Origin of the sequence: Haloimpatiens myeolchijeotgali, from assembly GCF_042688525.2 — a bacterium.
Classification (GTDB): Bacteria; Bacillota; Clostridia; order Clostridiales; family Clostridiaceae; genus Haloimpatiens.
The window spans coordinates 1,554,669-1,579,279 of sequence record NZ_JBHWAB010000001.1 but is presented as its reverse complement, the minus strand read 5'-3'; the positions used below and the strand labels follow the sequence as shown (position 1 = coordinate 1,579,279).

At 26.6% G+C, this 24,611-nt stretch carries 19 protein-coding genes; 3 read left to right on the top strand and 16 right to left on the bottom strand.

From position 1 onward, the window contains the following. The first annotated feature begins 205 nt into the window (after positions 1-205). Positions 206-805: a DUF1836 domain-containing protein gene (locus ACFIJ5_RS07130; protein WP_379805503.1), complete on the top strand. Its 600-nt coding sequence runs from the start codon at positions 206-208 to the stop codon at positions 803-805. 45 nt (positions 806-850) lie between these two features. Here ACFIJ5_RS07130 and topB read toward each other — a convergent pair whose 3' ends face one another. The 3 genes from topB to ACFIJ5_RS07115 form a co-directional block, all read right to left on the bottom strand. Then, positions 851-3,106, bottom strand: a complete 2,256-nt coding sequence (gene topB, locus ACFIJ5_RS07125) for a DNA topoisomerase III (RefSeq protein WP_379805501.1) — start codon at positions 3,104-3,106, stop codon at positions 851-853. A gap of 343 nt (positions 3,107-3,449) precedes the next feature. Beyond that, the gene (locus ACFIJ5_RS07120; protein WP_379805498.1) at positions 3,450-5,669 is read right to left on the bottom strand and encodes a M4 family metallopeptidase; all 2,220 of its coding nucleotides are present in this window, start codon (positions 5,667-5,669) and stop codon (positions 3,450-3,452) included. Positions 5,670-6,116: 447 nt separating this feature from the next. Then, complete coding sequence (locus tag ACFIJ5_RS07115) at positions 6,117-7,874, bottom strand: MutS-related protein (RefSeq protein ID WP_379805495.1); 1,758 nt, start codon at positions 7,872-7,874, stop codon at positions 6,117-6,119. A gap of 156 nt (positions 7,875-8,030) precedes the next feature. On the opposite strand from ACFIJ5_RS07115, the gene ACFIJ5_RS07110 reads away from it, so the two are divergent. Both ACFIJ5_RS07110 and ACFIJ5_RS07105 read left to right on the top strand, forming a co-directional pair. Further along, positions 8,031-8,756, top strand: coding sequence for a glycerophosphodiester phosphodiesterase (locus tag ACFIJ5_RS07110; RefSeq protein ID WP_379805493.1), 726 nt, complete (start codon positions 8,031-8,033; stop codon positions 8,754-8,756). Between the two features lie 58 nt (positions 8,757-8,814). Continuing rightward, on the top strand, positions 8,815-10,248 hold the full coding sequence (locus ACFIJ5_RS07105) for a cation:proton antiporter (RefSeq protein ID WP_379805491.1): 1,434 nt from the start codon (positions 8,815-8,817) through the stop codon (positions 10,246-10,248). 485 nt (positions 10,249-10,733) lie between these two features. Here the strand turns inward: ACFIJ5_RS07105 and aroQ are convergent, their stop codons facing one another. From aroQ to ACFIJ5_RS07040, 13 genes are all read right to left on the bottom strand, one after another. Further along, positions 10,734-11,162 carry a type II 3-dehydroquinate dehydratase gene (gene aroQ, locus ACFIJ5_RS07100; protein ID WP_379805489.1) on the bottom strand — a complete coding sequence of 143 codons (429 nt, stop codon included), beginning with the start codon at positions 11,160-11,162 and terminating at the stop codon, positions 10,734-10,736. A gap of 37 nt (positions 11,163-11,199) precedes the next feature. Then, complete coding sequence (locus tag ACFIJ5_RS07095; RefSeq protein WP_379805486.1) at positions 11,200-11,703, bottom strand: shikimate kinase; 504 nt, start codon at positions 11,701-11,703, stop codon at positions 11,200-11,202. 174 nt (positions 11,704-11,877) lie between these two features. Beyond that, the gene (gene aroE, locus ACFIJ5_RS07090; RefSeq protein ID WP_379805483.1) at positions 11,878-12,693 is read right to left on the bottom strand and encodes a shikimate dehydrogenase; all 816 of its coding nucleotides are present in this window, start codon (positions 12,691-12,693) and stop codon (positions 11,878-11,880) included. A gap of 21 nt (positions 12,694-12,714) precedes the next feature. Then, entirely contained in the window at positions 12,715-13,011 is a 297-nt protein-coding gene (locus ACFIJ5_RS07085; protein WP_379805481.1) for a chorismate mutase, read from the bottom strand. Between the two features lie 78 nt (positions 13,012-13,089). Further along, positions 13,090-14,169 carry a chorismate synthase gene (aroC, locus tag ACFIJ5_RS07080; protein ID WP_379805478.1) on the bottom strand — a complete coding sequence of 360 codons (1,080 nt, stop codon included), beginning with the start codon at positions 14,167-14,169 and terminating at the stop codon, positions 13,090-13,092. Then, on the bottom strand, positions 14,147-15,445 hold the full coding sequence (gene aroA, locus ACFIJ5_RS07075) for a 3-phosphoshikimate 1-carboxyvinyltransferase (RefSeq protein WP_379805476.1): 1,299 nt from the start codon (positions 15,443-15,445) through the stop codon (positions 14,147-14,149). Before aroA ends, aroC begins: the two co-directional genes overlap by 23 nt. 70 nt (positions 15,446-15,515) lie before the next feature. Further along, positions 15,516-16,580 (bottom strand): 3-dehydroquinate synthase, encoded by a 1,065-nt coding sequence (gene aroB, locus ACFIJ5_RS07070; RefSeq protein WP_379805473.1) that lies wholly within the window; start codon positions 16,578-16,580, stop codon positions 15,516-15,518. A gap of 1 nt (position 16,581) precedes the next feature. Next, a complete protein-coding gene (locus tag ACFIJ5_RS07065; RefSeq protein WP_379805471.1) occupies positions 16,582-17,430 on the bottom strand; it encodes a prephenate dehydrogenase in 849 nt (282 codons plus the stop codon). 13 nt (positions 17,431-17,443) lie between these two features. Continuing rightward, positions 17,444-18,457 (bottom strand): 3-deoxy-7-phosphoheptulonate synthase, encoded by a 1,014-nt coding sequence (aroF, locus tag ACFIJ5_RS07060; protein ID WP_379805468.1) that lies wholly within the window; start codon positions 18,455-18,457, stop codon positions 17,444-17,446. Positions 18,458-18,828: 371 nt separating this feature from the next. Next, the gene (locus tag ACFIJ5_RS07055) at positions 18,829-20,502 is read right to left on the bottom strand and encodes a methyl-accepting chemotaxis protein (RefSeq protein WP_379809562.1); all 1,674 of its coding nucleotides are present in this window, start codon (positions 20,500-20,502) and stop codon (positions 18,829-18,831) included. A gap of 202 nt (positions 20,503-20,704) precedes the next feature. Next, a complete protein-coding gene (locus tag ACFIJ5_RS07050; RefSeq protein ID WP_379809561.1) occupies positions 20,705-21,577 on the bottom strand; it encodes a pyridoxamine kinase in 873 nt (290 codons plus the stop codon). Positions 21,578-21,765: 188 nt separating this feature from the next. Then, positions 21,766-22,692 (bottom strand): radical SAM protein, encoded by a 927-nt coding sequence (locus tag ACFIJ5_RS07045; protein WP_379805465.1) that lies wholly within the window; start codon positions 22,690-22,692, stop codon positions 21,766-21,768. A gap of 266 nt (positions 22,693-22,958) precedes the next feature. Further along, positions 22,959-24,239, bottom strand: coding sequence for a dicarboxylate/amino acid:cation symporter (locus ACFIJ5_RS07040; RefSeq protein ID WP_379805463.1), 1,281 nt, complete (start codon positions 24,237-24,239; stop codon positions 22,959-22,961). Between the last annotated feature and the right edge of the window lie 372 nt (positions 24,240-24,611).

The following is a 24,611-nucleotide window of genomic DNA, read 5'->3' as shown; positions in this document are numbered from 1 at the left end:
TAACTCTTAAATATCCTTGTTACAACCATTTATGGTTAACTAATTCAATAATTCTTACTTTTTATGCAATTTTCTTTCAAATTCCATTTCTATATAATATTATATACAATATATAGTATACAATACTATGTGTTGAAGTTTTTCTATAAATAGATTACAATTAGAACAACAATTAATAAATTTATTTGTATTAGGAGTGACTTCAATGAATTTTGATGAACAAACTTTGACTTCTCTTGTAGAAGATTTAAATTTAAATAAAGATATAAAACTTTCTGACATACCTCAATTAGATTTATATATGGATCAAATAATAACTCTATTTGAAAATAATTTAAATCACTTGAAAAGAAATGATAAAGATAAAATATTAACTAAGACAATGATAAATAACTATACTAAATCTAAAATACTTATGCCTCCATCTCGTAAAAAATATTCAAAGGAACATATTATATTACTTATATTAATATATAATTTAAAACAAGGTCTTTCTATAAATGATATAAGCTTGCTATTTAATGACATAGTAAAAAATCTAAAAGAAAATGAAGATATTAAACTAGATTCACTATATCAAACATTCCTTGATATTAAAAGCATTCAAGGGAATGATTTTAAAAATCAGTTTTCCCAACTATTAAATTTGATTAAAGATAAGACTAACGATTCACCTGATGAGAATATTGATTTATACAGAATTGTTGTTACAGTATTAACTTTAATAAATGAATCTAATATCAGGAGAAGAATGGCAGAAAAAATTATTGACGAATATTTTGTTGAAAACTTACCTTCTCAGTAAAAAAATATATGGGGAAATTTTAAAAATTAAAATTTCCCCATATATTTATTGAAAACTTAATTCTATTTTATTATCTTTTAAAACAAGTCTTGCATTAAAAATATTACCTTTTTTTGATTTAAATCCTGTTATCATATCAGTTTTATTATTTCTTATCAATTTTCTTATTTGTTCTGGAGGAATATTTTTTTCACAAATTTTTCCTATGAAAAATTTACAACCACTATTCCAATTGTTGCAGCCATATCCTTTACTATTCTTTACTATATGACCATTTTTACAGAAAGGACATATACCTAATATATTATCATTTTTACTTTCATCAACTTTAATTTTGTTATCATTAATAACTCTTGAAAACATTTTTTGTCCATTAATTACTTTATTAAAATCTAATACTTTAGTTATATTTTTCTTTACGTAATCTTCAAGTTTATTCATAAATATATCAGGTTGTATTTCATTCTGCGCCACCATATTAAGTCCTTTTTCCCAACTAGCAGTGAGTTTTGGATTTAATAAACTAGGAATAGATCTTTTTATAACTTCATAAATCATTTCTCCTTTTAATGTTGGAGTTATTACTTGAGTTTTTTTGTTTGTCTTTATGTATTCAATTCTATCCAATTTTTTAAGTATTTCAGCTCTTGTAGCACTTGTTCCTATTCCTGAACCTTTTATTTGTTCACGAAGTTCCTCATCTTCAATAAGCTTTCCTGCGTTCTCCATAGAAATAATCATAGATCCTGATGTATATCTTTTTGGTGGTGAAGTCTTTCCTTCTTTTACATTTAAGTTATTAACATTCACTTTTTGACCTTTTTTTAAATTATTTAAAAAACTCATGTCCTTATCCGATTTTTTACTCTTTTGATCATTTAATACCTCTAAATATCCCTTTTTTATACATACCTTATTGGATGTATAAAAAAATTCCTTCTCTATCTTAGTTACAACAGATATTTTGCTATATTGAGCATCTGGATAAAATATGGCTAAAAATCTTCTTACAATTAAATCATATATTTTTTTATTTAAATCATTTAATTTATTATAATTTCCAAGCCCTTCTCCAGTTGGGATTATAGCATAGTGATCTGTTATCTTTTTATCATTAACATATTTAGTTTTTTCCAAACCTTTATACCATTTTTCATTTAGTATTTTTTCTGCAATTCCACTAATTTCAGATTCTACTTTATGAACAGTCAATTTCTTTATGTTTTTATGAATTTCTTTTGCTACAGCTTTAGATAACACTCTTGCATCTGTTCTAGGATATGTAAGCATTTTTTTCTCATACATTTGCTGGATTCTACTTAAAGTCTCATCAGGATTAATCTTAAACCTTTTAGAACATTGATTTTGAAGCTCTGCTAAATTGAATAATAATGGTGCTTTTTTATTTTCTTTCTTTTTTGTTATTCGTTCAACTAATACATCATTATTTTCACTTTCCACATTTAATTTATCTATCAATTTGTCTGCATCTGTTCTATTTTTAAATCCTCCATCATTATATAATAATGTTGATTCAAAATAAGATGAACCTTCAACAGCCTTCCATTCACCTTCATATATTAAATCATCGTCTACTTTAAAACTTGCTACTATCTTATAAAACGGTGTTTCTTTAAAATCTCTTATTTCTCTTTCTCTACTTGCTACCATTCCAAGTACACAAGACATAACTCTTCCCACTGCAACTACAGTTTTTTCACTACCTAGAGTATTTGAAATAGTTTTTCCATATATAAGCGTTAATAATCTAGAAAAATTAAGTCCCAGTAAATAATCTTCTTTTGCTCTTAAATAAGCAGAATGTGCAAGGGCATCATACTCAGAAAGAGGTTTTGCTTCTTTTATTCCTCTCTTAATTTCTTCCTCTGTTTGAGAATCTATCCAAACTCTCTTTTTATCTTTATTCTTTACCCCTACCATCATATCTACTAACCTATATATATATTCTCCTTCTCTACCAGAGTCTGTACAAACATATATAATAGTTATATCTTCTCTAACTAAAAGCTGTTTTACAATATTAAATTGTTTCGCTGCACTAGGAATTATCTCATATTTATATTCTTTAGGTAAAAAAGGTAATGTATCTAAAGACCACCTTTTTAGTTTTTCATCATATGCCTCTGGATAACTCATAGTAACTAAATGTCCAACACACCAAGTAAATATAGCTCTGTCACTTTCTATATAACCATTTTTCCTGCTACCTTTTACATTTAATAATTTTACAAACTCCATTGCTACAGAAGGTTTTTCTGTAATAAATAACGATTTACCCATTAAAAAACCTCACTATCTATTTATTTTTATACTAGAACTATAATTATATATAATTCTTATGCTATTATCAACTCCACTGAGTAAGAATAAAGTCACATATTGTATAAATCCCATTTCACTTATGAAGTATAAAATCCAGTTGATTATACTCTATACTTATATATTGTATCATATTTAACTTAATCACATCTAAATATAAATAGGCTTCTAATCTTCAGGTGGAGTTTTTAACTCAATGTGAAGATTAAAAGCCCTTATACAATGCCCATTACCTCTTACCCCACTTCTATATAAAGAAGTCTTAGCGATGATAGGCATGGTATTAATTCAAATTTTTGAAATATTAATTAGAATAATAAGCTGTTCTATCTACCTTATATCCATACTCATTTACATATGCGTCACTCTCAATATATACATATAAAGTATCTCCTTCTACTACAACCCACTTATCTGATACATTTCCTGTAAAACTTTTTACTACATTTCTATCTTTATCTAAAACATAAACATAATCATATCCATTTTCTGTAGATATATTAGAAAAGTGAACTGCAACACGTTGAGCTCCTTCTTTAGAATATTTTTGTGATTTTTGGTAATTATTTGGATAGTTATGAGGTGATTCTATACTCATATCCTCATAATTCCATTTATATTCTCCTGAGCTTGATCCTCCATCATTTCCCTTTATTCCTACTTTAGCAAATGCATCTTTTACAACATCTACAGCATGACTATCTTTTCCATACTCTTCTGTCGCAGCACTAATCACACCATCTCTAGCTTCTGAAAAATCTGAATTATATCTCCAATAATTTTTATTAGCTGAATAGAATATTTTTGCCATAGCATCTCTACCCAATTCTTCTCCTATATAATAAGCTGCATGATTTATTATTCCACAATTTACATGCACTCCACCCCTGTCTTCATATATAGTACAATCTTTATATTCACTCATATCAGCTGGTTGTGAACTAAAAGCTCCATTATGAGGATTTGACATATCTCTCAATGCATCCCCCTTTATTCCTGGTGTAGTACAATCTTCACCTATTAACCAATCATCATTATCCACTGCTGATGCCATTATATCTGAAAATGCTTCATTTAAAGCTCCTGATTGAAATCTATAGTCAAGATTCGAACAATAACTTGTAACACCATGACTTAATTCATGAGCAACAACATCTAAAGCACCTGATATATTACTAAGATCTTTTCCGTCTCCATCACCAAAAAACATTGCATTATACGATGCATACCAAAATGCATTATTAAATTCATTACCTACATGAACAAAACCATCTATATCCATTTGTTTATTATCTATACTATTTCTACCTAACTTATTTTTGTAATAATCATATACTTTTGAAAAGTTTACATAACCATCTACTGCTGCTGTTTGATTATTATCAATAAAGTTATTATCTTTATCTCCTACTAATTGTGATTCTCTTTTTACAGCTTCCTTACTACCATAATTGTATATATTCTTCTCATTAACTTTATGGTTTGTATCATATATTTCAATTACACCTTTCATATCTTTAGTTGTATTATACAAATAATATTTTCCATTTTCATAATAGGTTGGAAATTGAACATTGCCATAAATATTAGATTTTCCTGTTCCCATTGTAGTTGTATTATCTTTTGGTGCTTCTGCCTCTATTTTATTATTATCCTTTGTTGGTTCTGAATTTTCTGAATTTTCTGTTTTAGTTTTATCTACCTTTTTATTTTCGTCATCTTCACTAGACTTTTCTTTTTTATTCTTCTGAGCTTCTTCAGGTTTTTGTTTTTTTTCTTCTTTATTATTTGATTTATTTTCTACTTCAGAATCATCCATCATCAAAACAGGTGTATTATTAAATTTATCTACGATTTGTCCATTTTCTGCATTTACAAATATTTTCCAGTTTCCTTTATCACAATTTAATTCTACTACATAAACAATATAAGGTTTTTCTTCAAATTTATATAAATACAATTGTGCTTTTGGTCTAAATACCTTGTTAGGTTTTATATCTTCTTTTGCATATTTAATAGCTTCTGATGCTTTTATTTTAATCTTTCCGTTCCAATCAATATTCTCAAATTCTTTATCTATTTCCCCATTAATAGCATACATTTTTCCATTTTCATCAGTATGGAATATCACTTCTCCACCATATACAGGGATATCATTTATTTGATAATTAGTACGATAATGTTTTTTTCCATTCTTATCTTTTATTACTTTTTGTACTGAAAAATCACCTTTTTTCAATCCAAACATATCATTATTTTTATCTAAAAACTCTTCTAAGTCATTAAAATCTTCTATTTTCCATTTCATCAATTCACTTCTAACAAACTGTGGAAACTCTTCATCATCCCAAAAAATCTTAAAATCTTCTCCAAAGAAATCTTTAATAAAATCATCATCTTGAAATAAAATTCCTTTTGTGTTATTATCCTTTGTCCTATTTTCTAATGCTTTTACGCTAGTCGTTAATCCTGTTGTAAAAACCATAGCTGAAGCAATTACTAATGAAATTACCTTTTTATTCATTTATATCCTCCCTATTATATAATTTAAAATTTGTTTGTAGATAATTTTTAACTCACTCAATATTCAATATATTCATTTTTTATTCTTAGGTTACTAACTTTGAAAAACATATAAATTTAGAAAATTAGAGTAACATCACATGATGGAATAAATATTTTATGAAAAGCTAAAATAGAATAGAATTTAAAAGTTGGGTAAACTTTATTTTATGAAAATAATCAATTACATTTTAACATTTTATAACTTTATTGTCAATAATTTCATTTAATTGTTCTTTATTTATTTACTTCTGCATATCTTATTTAATTAATATTACGCTATACGAATAAATATTCCATTATTGTGAATAAATATATACTTTTTTTAGTATAAAGAGCAAAGACATACATTGAATAAAAAAAATCTCCTATCTTTTACGGAAGGAGATTTTCACCATAATAACTTATATCAATTTTTATTAGCTATAGCATTATTTATTTTATCAATAATTGTTTTAGGATATCCCATATACTCAAGTATTTTTACCGCATTTCTAGTTGAAGATATTCCTTCTTTTATTTTATAATCAAACTCTAAACCTTCTTTTCCTACATTTTCAGTAAAATAATAACAATCATACATATCGTCAACCATATTAGTTATCTCTAAATCATGCGTAGCAACCATTACAAGTGAATTATTTTGGCTTAGATATTTAAGTATTTCTGATGCTGCATTAATTCTTTCTATAGGATTTGTTCCTCTAAAAATCTCATCAATTAAAGTTAATATTGGATATTTATACGCATTAGTATTTTTAATTATTCTATATAATGCCTCTGCCTCTCCCATATAATAACTTTTACCACTAGAAATATTATCACTTACACTTATTGAAGTAACCACCCTGAAAAAATCCCCTTTATATTTTGAAGCAGTACATGTATATATTGTCTGAGAAAATAAAGCATTAACTCCTATAGTTCTCAAAAATGTAGATTTTCCAGACATATTAGACCCTGTAATTATAATATTTCTCCTCATATCTAATGAATTATTTATTGGTTTTTCTAATAGAGGATGTATAATATTCTCAACATCTATACTCTTAGAACCATCTACAAAAGTAGGTTCTATATATTTAATTTTTTCCCTATAAGAAGCTATTGATATAATAGAATCTATTTCTCCTATTAATAAATAAATTTGTTTTATAGAATCAATGTTTTTATTAATATCATCTATAACTTGAAAGAAAGTCCTAGCTTGATTTAAAAGAAATATGTTTATGTATTCTATAATCATATCCATTCCTTCAGTATTACTCATTTGCAATGCTAATGATTTTTTCATTATAGAATTACATTTTTCAATATTTTTCTTTAATTCATTACTATACTCTTCAAATACCTGTCCATTTTGCATTTTTGATATTTTCTGTGCAGAACTTAATACTTTACCTAAATATCCAATAGATGATATATCTGTTCCTACCATTTTTTTTGTTTTGGAATGTATATAATAATTAATACAATATACTAATAATATAGGAAGTACAGCACTAGCAGCTCCTTTTGTAAAACCTAATATAATAGCACCTATAGCTGCCATTGTCATTATGTATACTAAAGGCTTCATTTTAGTAGAATAGTCAATTTTATCCCATATAAAATCTACTATTGTTTTTTTATAATCAGTTCCTATTTTATGTAAAAGTAGTTCAATTTCTTCTCTCTGTTCTACATTTTGTTGAAAATATTTTATTTTGTCACCTCTCTTTTTAAGTAATTCGTATCTAAATTCAGGTTTTCTAAGCATATAATATAAATAATGTTGTCCAGGAGTAGACAAAGTTCTATCTAGTTTAGAAAACACCTTATCCATGTCCAAATCAAACCATGTTTGATCATCAATTAAAAAATCCTTCTCGTTTTTAGCTAAATTATCAAATAATTTTTTTATTGATTTAAAATCCCTTTTACGCTTTACTTCTTGTCCCCACTGTTCTCTAAGATTTATCATTGTTTTAAAGTTTTTTCTCTTAAAATAAAACTTTAAAGATGCTGTAAAGGGTATTAAAGAAATGAAAACTCCAAAACCATAAAGTTTATTATCTCCTAAAGATAAAGAAATAAATATATACAAAATTGCTATACCAATTAATAAAAAAGCAGCAAAAAATGCGCTAGCAATTCTCTCCTTTTTAACTAATTCACTTTTATTCATATATGTAACCTCCTTCATTTAATCATTATATATAAATTATTGATTATTTTCTACAGTTTTCTAAATCACAATGAACATTTTTACATAATTATAAAAAAACATTGAATATATTTCCTGCATACTATATAATTGAAAAATAAATACGGAGGCATAACTGTGAAAAATATTTTTAATATAGCACATAGAGGTGCTAGTGCTTACTATCCTGAAAATACTATGTTAGCTTTTGAAAAAGCTCTACACTTAGGTAGTACCGGTATTGAACTCGATGTTCAACTTACTAAAGATAATATTCCAGTAATAATACATGATGAAAAAGTTGATAGAACAACTAATGGTACAGGTTATGTAAAAGATTATACTTATAGTAAGTTATATAAATTAGACGCCGGAGTTAAAAAAAGCGAAAAATTTAAAGGGGAAAAGATTCCCTCCTTGGATTATTTTTTAGAATATGTTAAAAATAAAAATATACTAATAAACATTGAACTAAAAAATACTTTAATTTCACATGAAAATATAGTTATTGATAAAATCCACAAATACAATGTACAAAATAATGTTATTATTTCATCATTCAATCATAGTTCATTAAAAAACTGTAAAACTATAGATACTAATATTAAAACCGCAATATTATACAGTTGTCTAATATATAATATACAACAATATGCAGAAACTCTTAATGTAAATGCACTTCACTTACCCTTTTACTGTGTAGATAACAATACTGTAAAATCAGCACATTCAAAAAAATTCATGATAAACACTTATACTGTAAATAATAAAAACCGTATGATTGATATGATAAGGTTTAATGTAGATGGAATAATAACAGATTATCCTGATATATTAAGTAAGTTATTGAAAAAGATTAACTAAAAATGATTTTGACCATAGGTTTTTACCTTTGGTCTATTATTTAAAGGAGTGATTATATATGACTGAAACTATAAATTATGATTCTTTGCTTATTTTATCTATATTTGCATTTATTACTCCCATTATTATTAATTCTATGAAAAAATTTAAAATTCCATTTGTAGTTGGAGAAATATTTGTTGGAATTATAATTGGGAAAAGCTTTTTAAATCTGGTACATGAAGATGTATGGATTAGTTTTTTATCTCATTTAGGTCTTGCTTACCTTTTGTTTTTAAGTGGTTTAGAAATAGACTTCGATCAAGTAAAAGTAGGTAAAGAAAAGAAAAAAGCCATACTTAGAATTCTATTATCATTTTTAATGTTTGGTATTTCTTTATTAATTTCATACATAATTGCGCGAATACTATTTAATCTACAAATTGTTAAAAATATTTCTTTTACAGCACTTTTATTTGCAGCTTCAGCACCGGGACTTATAGTTCCACTTTTAAAAGAGAGAAAAATACTAAATACAGAATATGGGCAAACTATACTTATATTTTCATTGATTTGTGAATTTGTATGCTTAATATCAATAACTTTTATTTCTTCAACTATAATCTATGGATTTAGTTATAAAAATTTTTTATTTATAATTCTATTCATATTAGCCTTTTTACTATATAGATCTTTAAAAAAATTCTCTCGTAAAATTGATCTTTCAACTTCTTTCTTTAGTAATTTACATATAGGTGTTCGTGCTGCTTTTGCTTTAATACTTATATTAGTAACAGTTTCAAATAAAATCGGTACAGAAATAGTTTTAGGTTCATTCCTTGCAGGAATAATCTTCAGCTTAATGTTGGATAAAGAAAAAGAAGAGCTTAAATACGAGCTAGATATAATAGGATATGGATTTTTAATACCAATATATTTTATCATGGTAGGTGTTAATTTAGACCTTACTTCTGTTTTTGATAATCCAAATGTTATTTTTCATATACCAATATTCTTAATAATAATTTTTGTAGTAAAATTAATACCTTCTTTGCTTATGACATTTACTTATGGATTAAATAAAGCTATATCAGGTTCCCTTATGCTTTCTGCTCAACTTAGTTTAATGATAGTTGGTGCTCAATTAGCATTTAATTTAAAACTTATAAATTCCTCAGAGTATTCAGCTTTTATACTTACTACTGTTATATCATGTATATTATTCCCTCTTTGTTTTGATAGAATATTTAAACCTGATAATGTAGAACAATTGCAGGACTCTGCAGTAAACAAAATATCTATTATGGAAGTAGTACCTCTTAATAAGGAAATTTATAATAAAACCTTACAGGAAATTGATTTTCCTCATGGCTTTAGAGTTTTTCTAATAATAAGAAATGGAGTAGAAATACTTCCTGAAGGTGATAATAGGATTATGAAAGGTGATAGACTTATAATAGCTGGACTTACTAAAGAATTAGACAATATTTTATCTATCTTAAATGGAAAATAAAATAATTATTAATTCAACTTTCGCAGGTGAAAAATAACCGCTACGGTAAATGATATCTTGCTTAGAAACCTTTTACTTTAAAGATAATTAATAGTTAATAATTAATAATTAATAATTAATAATTAAGGAAATTTTGCCTTAGGGCAAAATAACTAATATAATTAAAGATTTTTGCTAAAGCAAAAATCAACCTTCATTATTAATTTTTAATTCTTAATTCTTAATTGATTTCAAATGTTTCTTACGCAAGATATCATTTCCCTTCGCTAAGAAGTGTTTTTTTACTGCGAAAGTTGAGTGAATAATTAATAATTAAGGAAATTTTGCCTTAAGGCAAAATAACTAATTGTATAATATTTTAAAAAATCAACCTTCATTATTAATTTTTAACTCTTAATTTTTAATTGTCCTTAAAAGCTTCCTTAATCTTATACGTTTTTTATTTACTGTAAAAATTTTCTTATTTAAACTTTACACTTTATACTTTAAACTTTGCTTTTTAGTCCTAATATTCCCATTATGTATCCATAAATTCCAAAACCACTTATTTGTCCAATACAAGCACCCGCTGTTACTGATTTATGCCTAAATTCCTCTCGTGAATAAATATTACTTATATGAACTTCTACTGTTGGTATTGAAACCGCCTTTAATGCATCATATATAGCAATACTATAATGTGTATATGCTCCTGGATTAATTACAATACCATCATATTTTCCATAAGCATTTTGTATATAATTAATTATTTCACCTTCTATATTACTCTGTACAATTTCTATATTATCAACTATTTTACTTCCTTCTTTTTTTAAGTACTCACACATTTCATCATAATTCATTGTTCCGTAAATGTCTTTTTCTCTAATTCCTAACATATTTATATTGGGACCATTAATTATCAGTATATTCATCTTCACATCTCCTAAACAAATATATAATATATCTAAATTATATACTTAAAGCTTCAATAATACTTTTTATTGTTTTTTCTATAGTTTCATCATTAATAATTTCAATATCACAATACTTCTTATAAAGCTCTATTCTCTCATCATATAATTTATACAATTTTTCTTTTCCGTCTTTTAAAAGTGGTCTAGTATTAGTATTAATATCTGAAATTATATCTTCTATGGGCCTGTTTATAAATATAATTATTCCATTTTTCTTTAGTGCATGTATATTATTTTCTCTCTTTACTATCCCACCACCAGTGGAAATAATCTTAGGATATGTACTGCTTATCTGTTCTGTTATTTTACTTTCTGCATCCCTAAAAACTTTTTCACTTTTAGAAAACAATTCCTTAATTGTCTTTCCAGTTGATTTTTCTATACATTCATCTAAATCATAAAGTTTTAATTTAATTTTTTGTGATAATATTTTTCCTGTTGTTGTTTTACCACATCCTGGCATTCCAATGAGAACAATATTTTTATTTATTTTTTTCATAACATCACTCACAATCTTACAAAACCTTTTAAAATATAATTATATTTCTACTCAACTTTCGCAGTAAAAAATACTTCTCAGCGAAGGACAATAATATATTGGGTAAGAAACATTTAATATCAATTAACAATTAATAATGTAGAAAAGTTGAGATTTTTATTTAAAATGCTTGTTTTATTGCTCACTATTCCTTAGAATTTCATCATATATTTTATCCATAACATCTTTTTTAATCTCAACATTATTCCACAATTCTTCTGCCTTAATAGCTTGACCTACTAACATATATAATCCATTTATAGTTTTACACCCTAAATCTTTTGCTTCTTTCAAAAATAATGTCTCGGCAGGATTGTATATTAAATCTACTGCTGCACTAAATTTACTTAAAATATTTTTATCAACAATACATTCATCATTATTAGGATGCATTCCAACTGGAGTACAATTGATTATTATATCCTGATTATTTAAATGATTTAGTTCGTCATATGATACTATTTTATGGTGAGGATATATATTTTTACCCTTTTGTATATTTGTACTAGCAAATATTATATTGTTAATACCATTATCTTCAAGGTATTGAACTACAGCCTTAGAAGCTCCACCTGTTCCTAGTACTACTGCTTTTTTCCCTTTAATAGAAACCTTAAATTTATCTAACATCATACCAAATCCATAATAATCTGTATTATATCCTATCATTTTGTTATCCTGAAAAACTAAAGTGTTTACAGCTCCAATTTTTTTTGCTTCCTCTGATACTTCATCTAAATATTGCATTACCTCTACTTTATATGGTATTGTGACGTTTAATCCACTTACTTTAATAGCTTTAAAGCCTGTACAAGCATCTTTCAAAGATTTTTTATCCACCTCAAAGAGATGATAGTAAGCTTCTAATTTAAAATCCTGAAATACCAAATCATGTATTTGGGGTGATAAACTATGTCCTAGCTTTTCTCCTAATAAACCAAATAATTTCAAACCTGTCCCTCCAGTAAAACTCTATTTATCGTAATCATTTGTGTATTTATCAAATATTATTTTACTTTGATATTTTCTACTTACAGACATAAGTGATTGTAAAAATTCTTTTGTAGGTATTTTTAATTCTTTATTTTTAAGTCTAGAAATGTTTTTATTTATAATTTCTTCTTCTCTTTTTTGATTTAATATTGGAATATTATTTTGCTGTTTATACTCAGCTACTTTCATTACTACATTCATTCTTTCTTCAAATAATTTTACTATTTCCTTATCTATATCATCTATTTTTTCTCTTATTATATCTAAATTCTCCATATAAACACCTACTTTCTACTATATATTTAATGTTGAAGCTAAATGTACTTTACTTTATTATTATATTATTTTTTAAATTTACTTATCATAAATCAAATCCAAAATCGTAATTGCTGCTGCCGCTTCAACTACAGGTACTGCTCTTTGAACTATACAAGGATCATGTCTTCCTATAACATTTAATTCTGAATTGGTCATCTTTTCAATATCTATAGTTTTCTGACTTTTTGATATAGATGGAGTAGGCTTAAAAGCACATCTAAATATTAATGGCATTCCATTTGTTATTCCGCCTAATATTCCACCATTGTTATTAGTATATGTTTTTACCTCATTATCTTCGTAATAAAATTCATCATTTGCCTTTGAACCATTCATTTCACTCAAATCAAAACCTGCGCCAAATTCTACTCCTTTAACTGCAGGAATTGAAAATAACATATGTGCTAGCATACTTTCTACTGAATCGAAAAAAGGATTTCCCAGTCCCTGTGGAAGGTTTATAACTCCACATTCTACTACCCCGCCTACTGAATCTCCTTCATCTTTAGCATCTAAAATTATTTTTTGCATTTGTTTACCTTTTTCTTCATTCAAAACAGCAAATTCTTTTTCTGCTAATTTTTTTAATTCATTTTCATTTATACATATAGGATTTAAAGAATCATCTTCCATATCTTTTATACTCTTTATATGACTTCCTATTATTATATTTTTGCTTAATAATATCTGCTTAGCTATTGCCCCTGCAAATACTAATGGAGCGGTTATTCTACCGGAAAAATGGCCGCCACCTCTATAATCATTAAATCCCTTGTACTTTACAAAGCCTGTATAATCTGCATGTCCAGGTCTCATTAAATTTTTCAGCTTTGAATAATCTTTTGATTTTGTATTATTATTTCTTATTATGGCACATAAAGGAGTACCTGTAGTTGTCTCATTAAAAAAGCCACTTAATATTTCAAACTCATCCCCCTCTTTTCGAGGAGTTGATAGTTTGTTTTTTCCTGGTGCCCTTCTTTTCATTTCTCTTTTTATATAGTCTAAGTCTAACTTAATACCTGGATATAGACCATCTATTACTATACCAATACCATTTCCATGAGACTCTCCAAATATGGTGATTTTTATATTATTTCCCCACACAGCACTCATGTATATTTCCTCCTAATTTCTTAAAATCATTCCAAAACTGTGGATAAGACTTACTTACCGCATTACTACCTTTTATTATTACCGATTCAGTGCACTTTATTGATGCAACAGCTAAAGCCATAGCTATTCTATGATCATTCCAGCTATCTACAACTCCTCCATTTAAAGTTTTTCTTCCCTGAATAACTAACCCATCTTCAAGTTCCTCTATATTAGCACCTAATATTTTCAATTCATTTGTTATAGCTTTTAATCTATCACATTCTTTTATTCTAAGTCGCTCTGCATTTATTATCTTTGTCGTACCATCACTTACTGATCCTAATACAGCAAGTATTGGTACTAAATCTGGACATTGTGAAGCATCAATGACTATACCTTTTGTTTGAGATTTAGATACTTCTACAAAATCTTCTTTTATTTTTATGTTTCCACCCATCTTCTTTATAATATCTAATATAACTTTATCCCCTTGAAGTGAATCCATTTCTAAATTACAGCAACTTATTTTTTCTCCTATAATTCCACCTACTAACCAAAATGCTGCTTGTGAAAAATCTCCCTCTACTTTGTAATCCTTGCTTATATATTTTTGATTACCCTTTATGTAAAATTCCTCATAATTATTGTTTTCAATTTCTATGTTGAAAGTTTTAAGCATCTGAAGTGTTAAATCTATATATGCTTTTGACTCTAATTCTGTAGTAATAATAATTTTTGAATCTCCCTTTAGTAAAGGTAATGTAAATAATAATCCACTTATGAATTGTGAGCTAATGTTTCCTTTTACTTTATATTCCCCATGGCTTAAACTCCCCTTAACTTCTAAAGGTAAATTACCATTATGGTTAGAATATTCTATTCCCTGTTTATCAAATATTTCATAATACACATTCAAAGGTCTTTCAACTAATTTTCCGCTTCCTTTAAAAGTTATTTTATCTCCTGTAAGTAACGCTATTGGTATTAAAAATCTTAAAGTAGATCCTGATTCTTTACAATCAATACTATTATTAATTAACTTTAATTTTTTTCTACCTTCTATATAGATTTTCTTATAATCTTGTAAATTTTTTTCTACTATATCTATACTAATACCTAAGGCCTTCATAGCTTCACAAGTAGCTATTATGTCTTGTGAAAATATTATATCATCTATTACACTTTTTTCTTCACTTAAACCAGCACATATTACTGCCCTATGACTCATACTTTTTGACGGAGGTATTTTTATTTTCCCACAAAGGGATGATGGATTTATTTTTAAATATTTCACTTTTATCACCTCTTAATTTTATTATTTTTAACTTCCAAACAACTTTTATTAATATTTATACTGTTTCATTTTATATGAATTTATGTAAATCCTTATTTTTATCTATAGGTTTTATTAAACTTTTTCCTATACACTCAATCAATATCAAATTTAAAATATTCCCCTTATTCTTTTTATCCAATCCAACTATTTCTGAAACTTTTTCACTATTTAAATTTGATATACTATAGGGTAAATTATACTTTACTAGTATTTCTTTTATTAGCGCAGAAGTTCCCTCTTTAGTAATACCTAATTGTTCACTTCTTTTAGTTATTGTATACATTCCAATTGCAACAGCTTCACCATGAGTATATGTTTCATAATTAAAAATCTTTTCTACAGCATGAGCTATAGTATGCCCAAAATTTAAAAGCATTCTTACATTATTATCTCTCTCATCTTTTTGTACAATGTCTTTTTTTATACTGCAGCAGGAATAAATAATATTGTCTATATCATTAAATAATTCTTCTTCATCTTTAAAGTTTAGTAACTTATGAAATAGTGTTTTATCTTTTATACAACCATATTTAATTACTTCTCCCATTCCATCATGAAAAAATCTTTTTTCTAATGTTTTTAAAACATTTGGATCAATAAATACAGCCTCAGGATGATAAAAACTTCCTACTAAATTTTTACCCCTTGGCAAATCTACTGCTACTTTGCCACCAATACTACTATCAATTTGTGACAATAAAGATGTAGGAATTTGTACAAAGGTAGTTCCTCTTAAAAAGGTTGATGCTGCAAAACCACCTAAATCACCTACAACTCCTCCTCCAAATGTTATTATTAAATCACTTCTAGTAATTTTAAAATCCAAAAGTTCATTATATACATTTTCAAGAGTACTTAAAGATTTACTTTTTTCTCCATGCTCTATTACTATAAAACTTACTAAAAAACCACTTTTCTCAAGTATTCCTTTTAATTTATCACCATATATTCTATAAACATTATCATCTGTTATAACTGCAATTTTTTCTCCACTATATATGTTTTTTAATTTTTCTCCTATATCGTTTAGTATTCCTTTTTTTATGTAAATATTGTAACTCTTATGAGAAAGTTTCACCTCTAATGTAGGCATTTTAAATCATTTCCTTTCTTCTAGTATTTCCTTCATCAAATATTTTCTCTAAGCACTGTTGATTTTTATTTTCTATGGATTTTTTAATGAACTCCAATTTATTTTGAAAATCATCAATTTGATTCATAATATTTTCTCTATTTTCTAAAATAAGTTCACTCCAAAGTTTAGAATTTATTCTTGCAACTCTAGTAGTATCCTTAAAACTTCCACCTGTACATATATTTTTGTTATTTAGCATTTCACTATTCATAAGTGCTGATGCTATTACATGAGGAAGTTGACTTGTAAAAGCAACCATTTCATCATGTTCCTTTGGGGTCATCTTTATGATTCTTTTAAAACCAATTTGTTTTAACATTTGTTTTAAAAGATTAATGTTTTCTTCTTTATTTTTTGAATTTGGGGTTAAAATAAAGTCCGCTCCTTCAAATATTTCCTTTGAAGCAAATTCTAATCCTTTAGATTCTCTTCCTGCCATAGGATGTCCACCTATAAAATCTACATAATCAGGTATAATTTTATTAATATTAATACTTATTTCTTCTTTAATTCCTGCAGTATCTGTAATTATAGCATCTTTTTTAAAATTATTCATATTATCTCTAATAAATTTTACTGTCATATTAGGGTATAAACATATTATAACTATATCAGATTTACTTAAAGGTATTTTGGAATCTAAGTATCCTTTGTCTATAATTTTTAAATTTTCTGCCTTTTTAATTATTTGTTCATTGATATCTACAGCCCATAAATTTTTAGGATTTAATTTTTTCAGTGCCATGGCAAAAGAACCACCTATTAACCCTAATCCAACAATTGTAATATTAAACTCCCATTTATCCAATTTAATCACTCCATTAAATTTCTTTATGTACAGCTTTTGAAATATCTTTTAAACTTTTCATTAACTCATCAAATCTTTCAGGTGTAATTGATTGATTTCCATCACATTTTGCGTTACTTGGATCATTGTGAACTTCAATCATAAGTCCATCTGCACCTACTGCTATAGCTGCCTTTGAAAGAGGTTCAACCATCCACCACAATCCTGCAGCATGACTCGGATCTACTATTACTGGTAAATGACTTAATTTTTTTATTACTGGAATAGCACTTAAATCTAATGTATTCCTCGTGTATTTTTCAAAAGTACGAATTCCTCTTTCACAAAGAATTACATTTTCATTACCTTCTGACATAATGTATTCAGATGCCATCAATAACTCTTCAATAGTAGCGGATAAACCTCTTTTTAATAATATAGGTTTATTTGTTTTTCCTACTTCTTTTAATAAATCAAAATTCTGCATATTTCTTGCACCAATTTGTATTACATCAACATCTTCAATAAACCTTTCAATTAAGTATGGAGACATTAATTCTGTTACAATTGGTAATCCAGTTTTCTCTCTTGCATACTTCAAAAGTTCTAATCCATCTTCTTTTAATCCTTGAAAACTATATGGTGATGTTCTTGGTTTGAAAGCTCCTCCTCTTAAAAATGATGCTCCACTGTTTTTTACTTTTTGTGCAATTTCTAAAATTTGATTTTCATTTTCTACGGAACATGGTCCTGCAATTATTGATATCTTTTTACCTCCTATAGTCTTATTATTTATATTTACAATAGTATCCTCTGGATGAAACATTCTATTGGATTTTTTATAAGGTTCTTGAACATATATAACTTTTTCAACATTTCTATTTGCTTTTAATTCATCTGGATCTATTTTGCTAGTATCACCTATTACTCCTAATATGTGATAGTTTATTCCTCTGCTCTCATGAATTTCACATTTATATTTTTCAATTTTACCCTTAATTTTTAATATTTCTTTCTGCTCTAAATTTTGTTTCATAACAATTATCACTTTTCTCTCCTCCTCAGTAAATTTTAAAAGCTAATTTTTGATAATAAAAAAAGAGCCTCATAATGAGACTCTTACAAACTCCACTAAAATTGTATATAAAAATATTAAATACTTATGGATACAGTTGTAAAATATGTTTTAATCCCATTAGAAAGGAAATTGAATATTTTTTTGTAAGACAAAAAACTAGCGTAAAAATAATAACCCCAGCTAAAATAAAACTTATTATATTGTCTTACATTTACCTTTCTAATAATTTTTTGCATAATTACTCCTCCATACTTTTTCCAACTTTAATTTGTTAAAGTGATTATATCAGATCTCAGTTAAATGTCAATAGTAAAATAATTATATTTTCACAAAATTCAATTTTAATTAAGATTAAATACCCCAACAATATCTAATACTTCTTTTGTCATTTCTCTAAAGTTTTCAGCAGTTTGAGCAACTTCTTCAGTTGAAGCACTCATTTGTTCTGAGGATGCTGCAATTTCCTCAGAAGATGCTGAAACCTCTTGTGATATAGAAGATACTCCTTCAACTTTTTCTAAAATCACATTTTTTTCTTTATTTATTTTTACTGCTGTATTATTCGCTGATTGAATTTTAGGATTTATTTTATTTAAAGAATTTATTATAGTTTTAAAAGATCCAATGCAATTATTTATAACTTCACTAGATTTTTTTAATTCTTCATTTGTTTCACTACTTGATCTAACAATTTGATTTGTTTCACCAGAAATTTTTATTACCAAATTACTAATATTTTCAGAAGAATTTTTACTTTGTTCTGCTAATTTTCTTATTTCTTCTGCTACTACTGCAAAACCACTTCCTGCTTCTCCCGCTCTTGCTGCTTCTATAGCTGCATTAAGTGCTAAAAGATTAGTTTGCTCAGCAATTCCATTAATAATATCTGTTATATCATTAATTTGATTTATATTTGTACCAAGTTCATCTATTTTTTGTGTAAATTTCTTGAATGTATCTCTCATCTCTAATATTGTTTCAATAAGTCTTTGCATTTCACTATTACTTTTATTTGCAGAATTTTCAATTTCATTAGACTTAGAATTTATCTCCTCTATAGATACTACCATTTCATCTAATGATATACCAAAATTATTTAGAACACCTGTAATTGAAACTAAATCTTGGGCTTGTTCTCCCGTTCCTTTTGCTACATCTTGTATTGAATTTGATACATTTTCAGTAGATGATGCCATTTCTTCAGAAACAGCATTTAAACTTTCAGAAGTATCACTAATTATTTTTGATTTTGATTTTATATTATTTATCATATTAGAAACATTATTTAATGCTTTCTGCAAAGATTTTTTCATAACTTCAAATTCATTTTTTCCATCACTACATATATCTACTGTCAAATCACCTTGAGAAAGTTTCTCCAATATTAATGTAATTTCATTAGTACTATGTTTCATCGTTTTAATTGAACAATAACAAAATACACTTGAAACTATTAAAACTAATGACAATATTCTTACAAAATACCTTAAATTATTAACATATGTATTATATGAATTATCATATAAAGTATGTGAAACCTCTAAATCATGGTCTTTTAATTCTTTAATAGACGCTTCTATTCTTTCTCCAACCTCCGTTGATTTATTTAATTCTGCACTTGAAACTTTTTTACCCTGTTCTAATTTTTGTTTTGCACCTTTCCATATATTAATATACTCTGAATAATTTTTCTTAAAGTTATTGATTTGCTTAGTATCTACATCATCCATATTATTAGATGTATACTCTTTTAATCGTTTACTTATCCTACTATCATAGTCTTCTATTTTATTCTCACAACTGCTGTCATAGTGTTTCATTGCTTTGTTTACATATACCCTTATATTTACAAAATCTGCTCTTATGGAGGTTACATCTGTTATTGGTATCAATCTGTCCTTATACATTTTTTCCATATTATGATTGATTTTTTTCATATTATTAATTCCATTAAGCCCAATTAATAGAATTATTATTATAAAAAAAACTGACATTAAGAAAACTCCATTGGTCATTTTGAAGTTTTTGTAAAACCCTTTCATACCGTTCCCTTCTTCCCATTTTATTAAATTATGTATTTTTATTGAATATTTTGATTATTTATGACATACAACTAAATATTATAATATTATGAATATTTTGTCCATACTATTTAACGAATTTTGACAAAAATAAAAGGTGAAAACTCATTTTTCTATGAATTCCACCTTACTGATATTATTTCAATAATTCATAACTACTAAAAACTACTGGCATTTTTAAATTTTCCAATACTTTTTCTAGTAAAACTCCCTCTCGTTTAGGATAATTAAATCCATAACTTGCTTTAATGCATGATGTTATAAATTGCACACCTCTATCCAATGCTATAGGTAAACTATCTCCTTGTAAAAGACTTCCCACTAACACACTTGTAAATGCATCACCAGTTCCTGGATAATATGCTGGTATGTACAAACAACTTACTTTCCAAAACACATTATCTCTACTGTTATATGCAATAACACTAGTATTTTTATTAGACTCACTATCAGGTACACTAGTTATAATAACTGTTCTAGGTCCCATTTCTGACAACTCAACTAACCATTCTTTTACTTGCTTCTCGGTTATATTTTCTTTATAAGACTTATTTAAAAGATAAGCAGCTTCAGTAAAATTTGGTGTTATTATATCTGCTTTCTTTATTAAATTTCTCATATTTTTTACTATATCATCATCCATAGTTGTATACAATTTTCCATCATCACCCATAACAGGATCAATAACAACCAAATTATCTTTTGTGCTAAATGAATCAATAAATCTTGAAACTATATCTATTTGTCTATTTGAACCTAAAAATCCACTATAAATACAATCAAATTCTAAGTTAATTTTACGCCAATGGTTGATATATTCTTCCATAGAATCAGTTAAATCTACAAAACTATAATCTTCAAAACCTCCAGTATGAGTTGATAATATTGCCGTAGGTACAGGGCATACTTGTACTCCCATAGTTGATAATATTGGTATAATTGCTGTTAATGATGCTCTTCCAAATCCTGATAGATCATGAATTGCTGCAACTCTTTTCACAGGTCTTATCACATGAATCACCTTCCTATTTACTGTTTTAACATTCCTTAACTCAACTTTCGCAGTAAAAAAAATACTGTCTAGCGAAGGGAAATGATATATTGCGTAAGAAACATTTGAACAAAGTTTACAAGTTCTTAGCAATATATCATTTCCCGTAGCGGCTTTCTTTCACCTGCGAAAGTTGAGTTAAATTATTAATTTAATCTATATGTGTAATATCCCTTATAATTTACCACTTGTACATTACTATCTTTATCTAATCTATTAAATATATTTTCTATAGAAGAACACTTTCTTGAATCTAAAAAACTCTTAATTTCATATTGATTCATAGGATGTCTTCTTATAATACTAAGTATTGCTTCATAATCATCTTCAATCTCACTAAAAAATCCTTGAGAATCAAGATTTGCTATTGATATTCCTCCTAATACCTCTTGAGCCTTTTCAATAGTTTCACTTAAGGAAGGTTTAACCCATTGTTCAGCAGGTGGTCTCACAACTGTATTAATATACAATTTAGAAAAATGTATTTTATCTGTAAGATTTTTTAATTTAGTTAAAGAATCTTCATTATCATTTAATCCATTGATAAGCATAATTTCAAGCCAAAGTTGACCTTTATATTCTTTTGAAAATTCTACCAAGCCATTATAAACATCTTGGAATTTTATTTTTCCATAAGGTCTATTTATCTTTTTAAAACTTTCCTCATCATAAGCATCTAATGATGGTAAAACTATATCTGCATGTAAAAGCTGTTTTCTCACAGTTTCATTTGATAGTAAAGCTCCATTTGTAATAACTGCAATTGGCTTTGTTGTAAGTTCTTTTAATCCTAATATTAATTGATCTAAATTAGAATATAATGTAGGTTCTCCTTCTCCTACTATAGTTACAACATCATATTTAATGTTTTCCTCTAAATAATGTTTAAATTCATCTATTATGTCTGAAACTTTAAAAAATTCCTTTCGTTCATTTGTTAAATTATTAGTTCTTCCTAATTGACAATATACACAGCAATAATTACAATATTTTTTTGGAATTGGACTAACACCTACAGAAATACCCATTCTTCTTGAAGGTACTGGTCCAAATATATGTTTATAATTTGTCATATTCATCCTCCTTATGCACTTACACCTACATAAGCTAATTATTTCACACTTCATAATATTTTTCAATTGTATCAGTACAATTAGAAGATGTATTAAATCAAATAACTCAACTTTCGCAGATAAAAAATAGCCGCTACGGGAAATGATATCTTGCTTAGAAACTATTCACTTCAGTAACAAGTTCAAATGTTTCTTACGCAAGATATCATTTCCCTTCGCTAGGCAGTATTTTTGTCCTGAGAAAGTTGAGTTACTTAATTTTTAAGCTATGCACTTTTATGTTTTTTATTGCTAATACTTGTATCATTATATACATTTAAGTCTAACTCATTCTCTGAGTTTGCTACAACTACAGTTCCTACTGCATCCCCTGTTATATTTGCAGCTGTCCTAAACATGTCCACAATTCTATCTACACTTAGTACCAATGCTGCACCTTCTATAGGTAAACCTACTTGCTGTAATACCATTGTAAGCATAACAACTCCTGCACTAGGAACTCCTGCTGTACCAATAGAAGAAAGTACAGCTACTAATATCGCCATAATTTGCTGATATATACTTAAATTTATACCATAAACTTGTGCAATAAAGATTACAGCCACTCCCTGCATTATAGCAGTACCATTCATATTTATTGTTGCTCCTAAAGGTATTGTAAAACTACTTATTGATTTTGGAACTCCTAATTTTTCCTCACAAGTTTCAAGATTTGCAGGTATAGCTGCATTACTGCTTGATGTACTAAATCCTACCAACATAACAGAAAAATATTTTTTAAAAAATGTAATAGGGTTTACTTTTCCTAATAATTTCAAAGCTATTCCATTAATAATAAACATATATATTAGCAATACCAAAACTACTACTCCTACATATGTAAATAATGAACGTAATACATCAATTCCTTGAGTAATTATAACATTTGCAAGCAGCGCAAATACTCCAACTGGTGCAAATTTCATAACTATAGCTATAATTTTCAATAGTACATCATTTATTCTACTAAACAAATCAACTATTGGCTTTCCTCTATCTCCAATAAGAGTTATTGCTACTCCAAATAAAATTGCAAATACAATTACTTGAAGCATTTCTCCTTTTACCATAGCTTCAATAGGATTAGTAGGAACCATATTTACAAATATATCCATAATAAAGTCTGGTTTACTATTAGATAAACTTTTTATAGCTGAAATATTTTTTTCAACATGTCCAAAATTAAACATGTTAGAAAAAACTAATGCTAAAGAAATAGCTAAAGCTGAAGTTGCCATATAAAAAGCTAGTATTTTTCCACCTACTCTTCCCAATCTTCTTAAATCACTAACACTAGCTGTACCACATATTAAAGAAAATAAAACAAGCGGAACAACCACCATTTTTATGGCTCTTAAAAATATATCTCCCAATGGCTTTAATATCCATTTACTTATTTGTACATTTAATGTTTTAGGTAAATATAAATTAAAAACAATTCCCATTACTATACCTAATAACAAAGAAATTAAAATTTTATTAGTAAGAGATATTTTTTTTCTCTTCATGAAACTCCCCCTTATTTTATGTATTTATTTACATTTATTATAACACTTTACATTTAAATTCATTATTTTACAATAAATATTATATATTTTTAAAATTGCCTTAGATATTGTACCACATTAAAGAAAACAATTCAAAGAAATTATCGTACATTTGACAAACCTTTTTTATTTTTAATTCCGATTTTGTTCAATAAAGAAAATTATAATTAATTTTATTATTATGAATTTTCTCATTTTTGTATTTTTCTTTAATATTTTTTTTATTATTTAACATGTGCTAGATAGAGTTTACATTTTTTTCATATTATCGCCATATGTATGTCATATTTATAATTTATATTTCAACTACAACATAATATTAGAGGTGATATT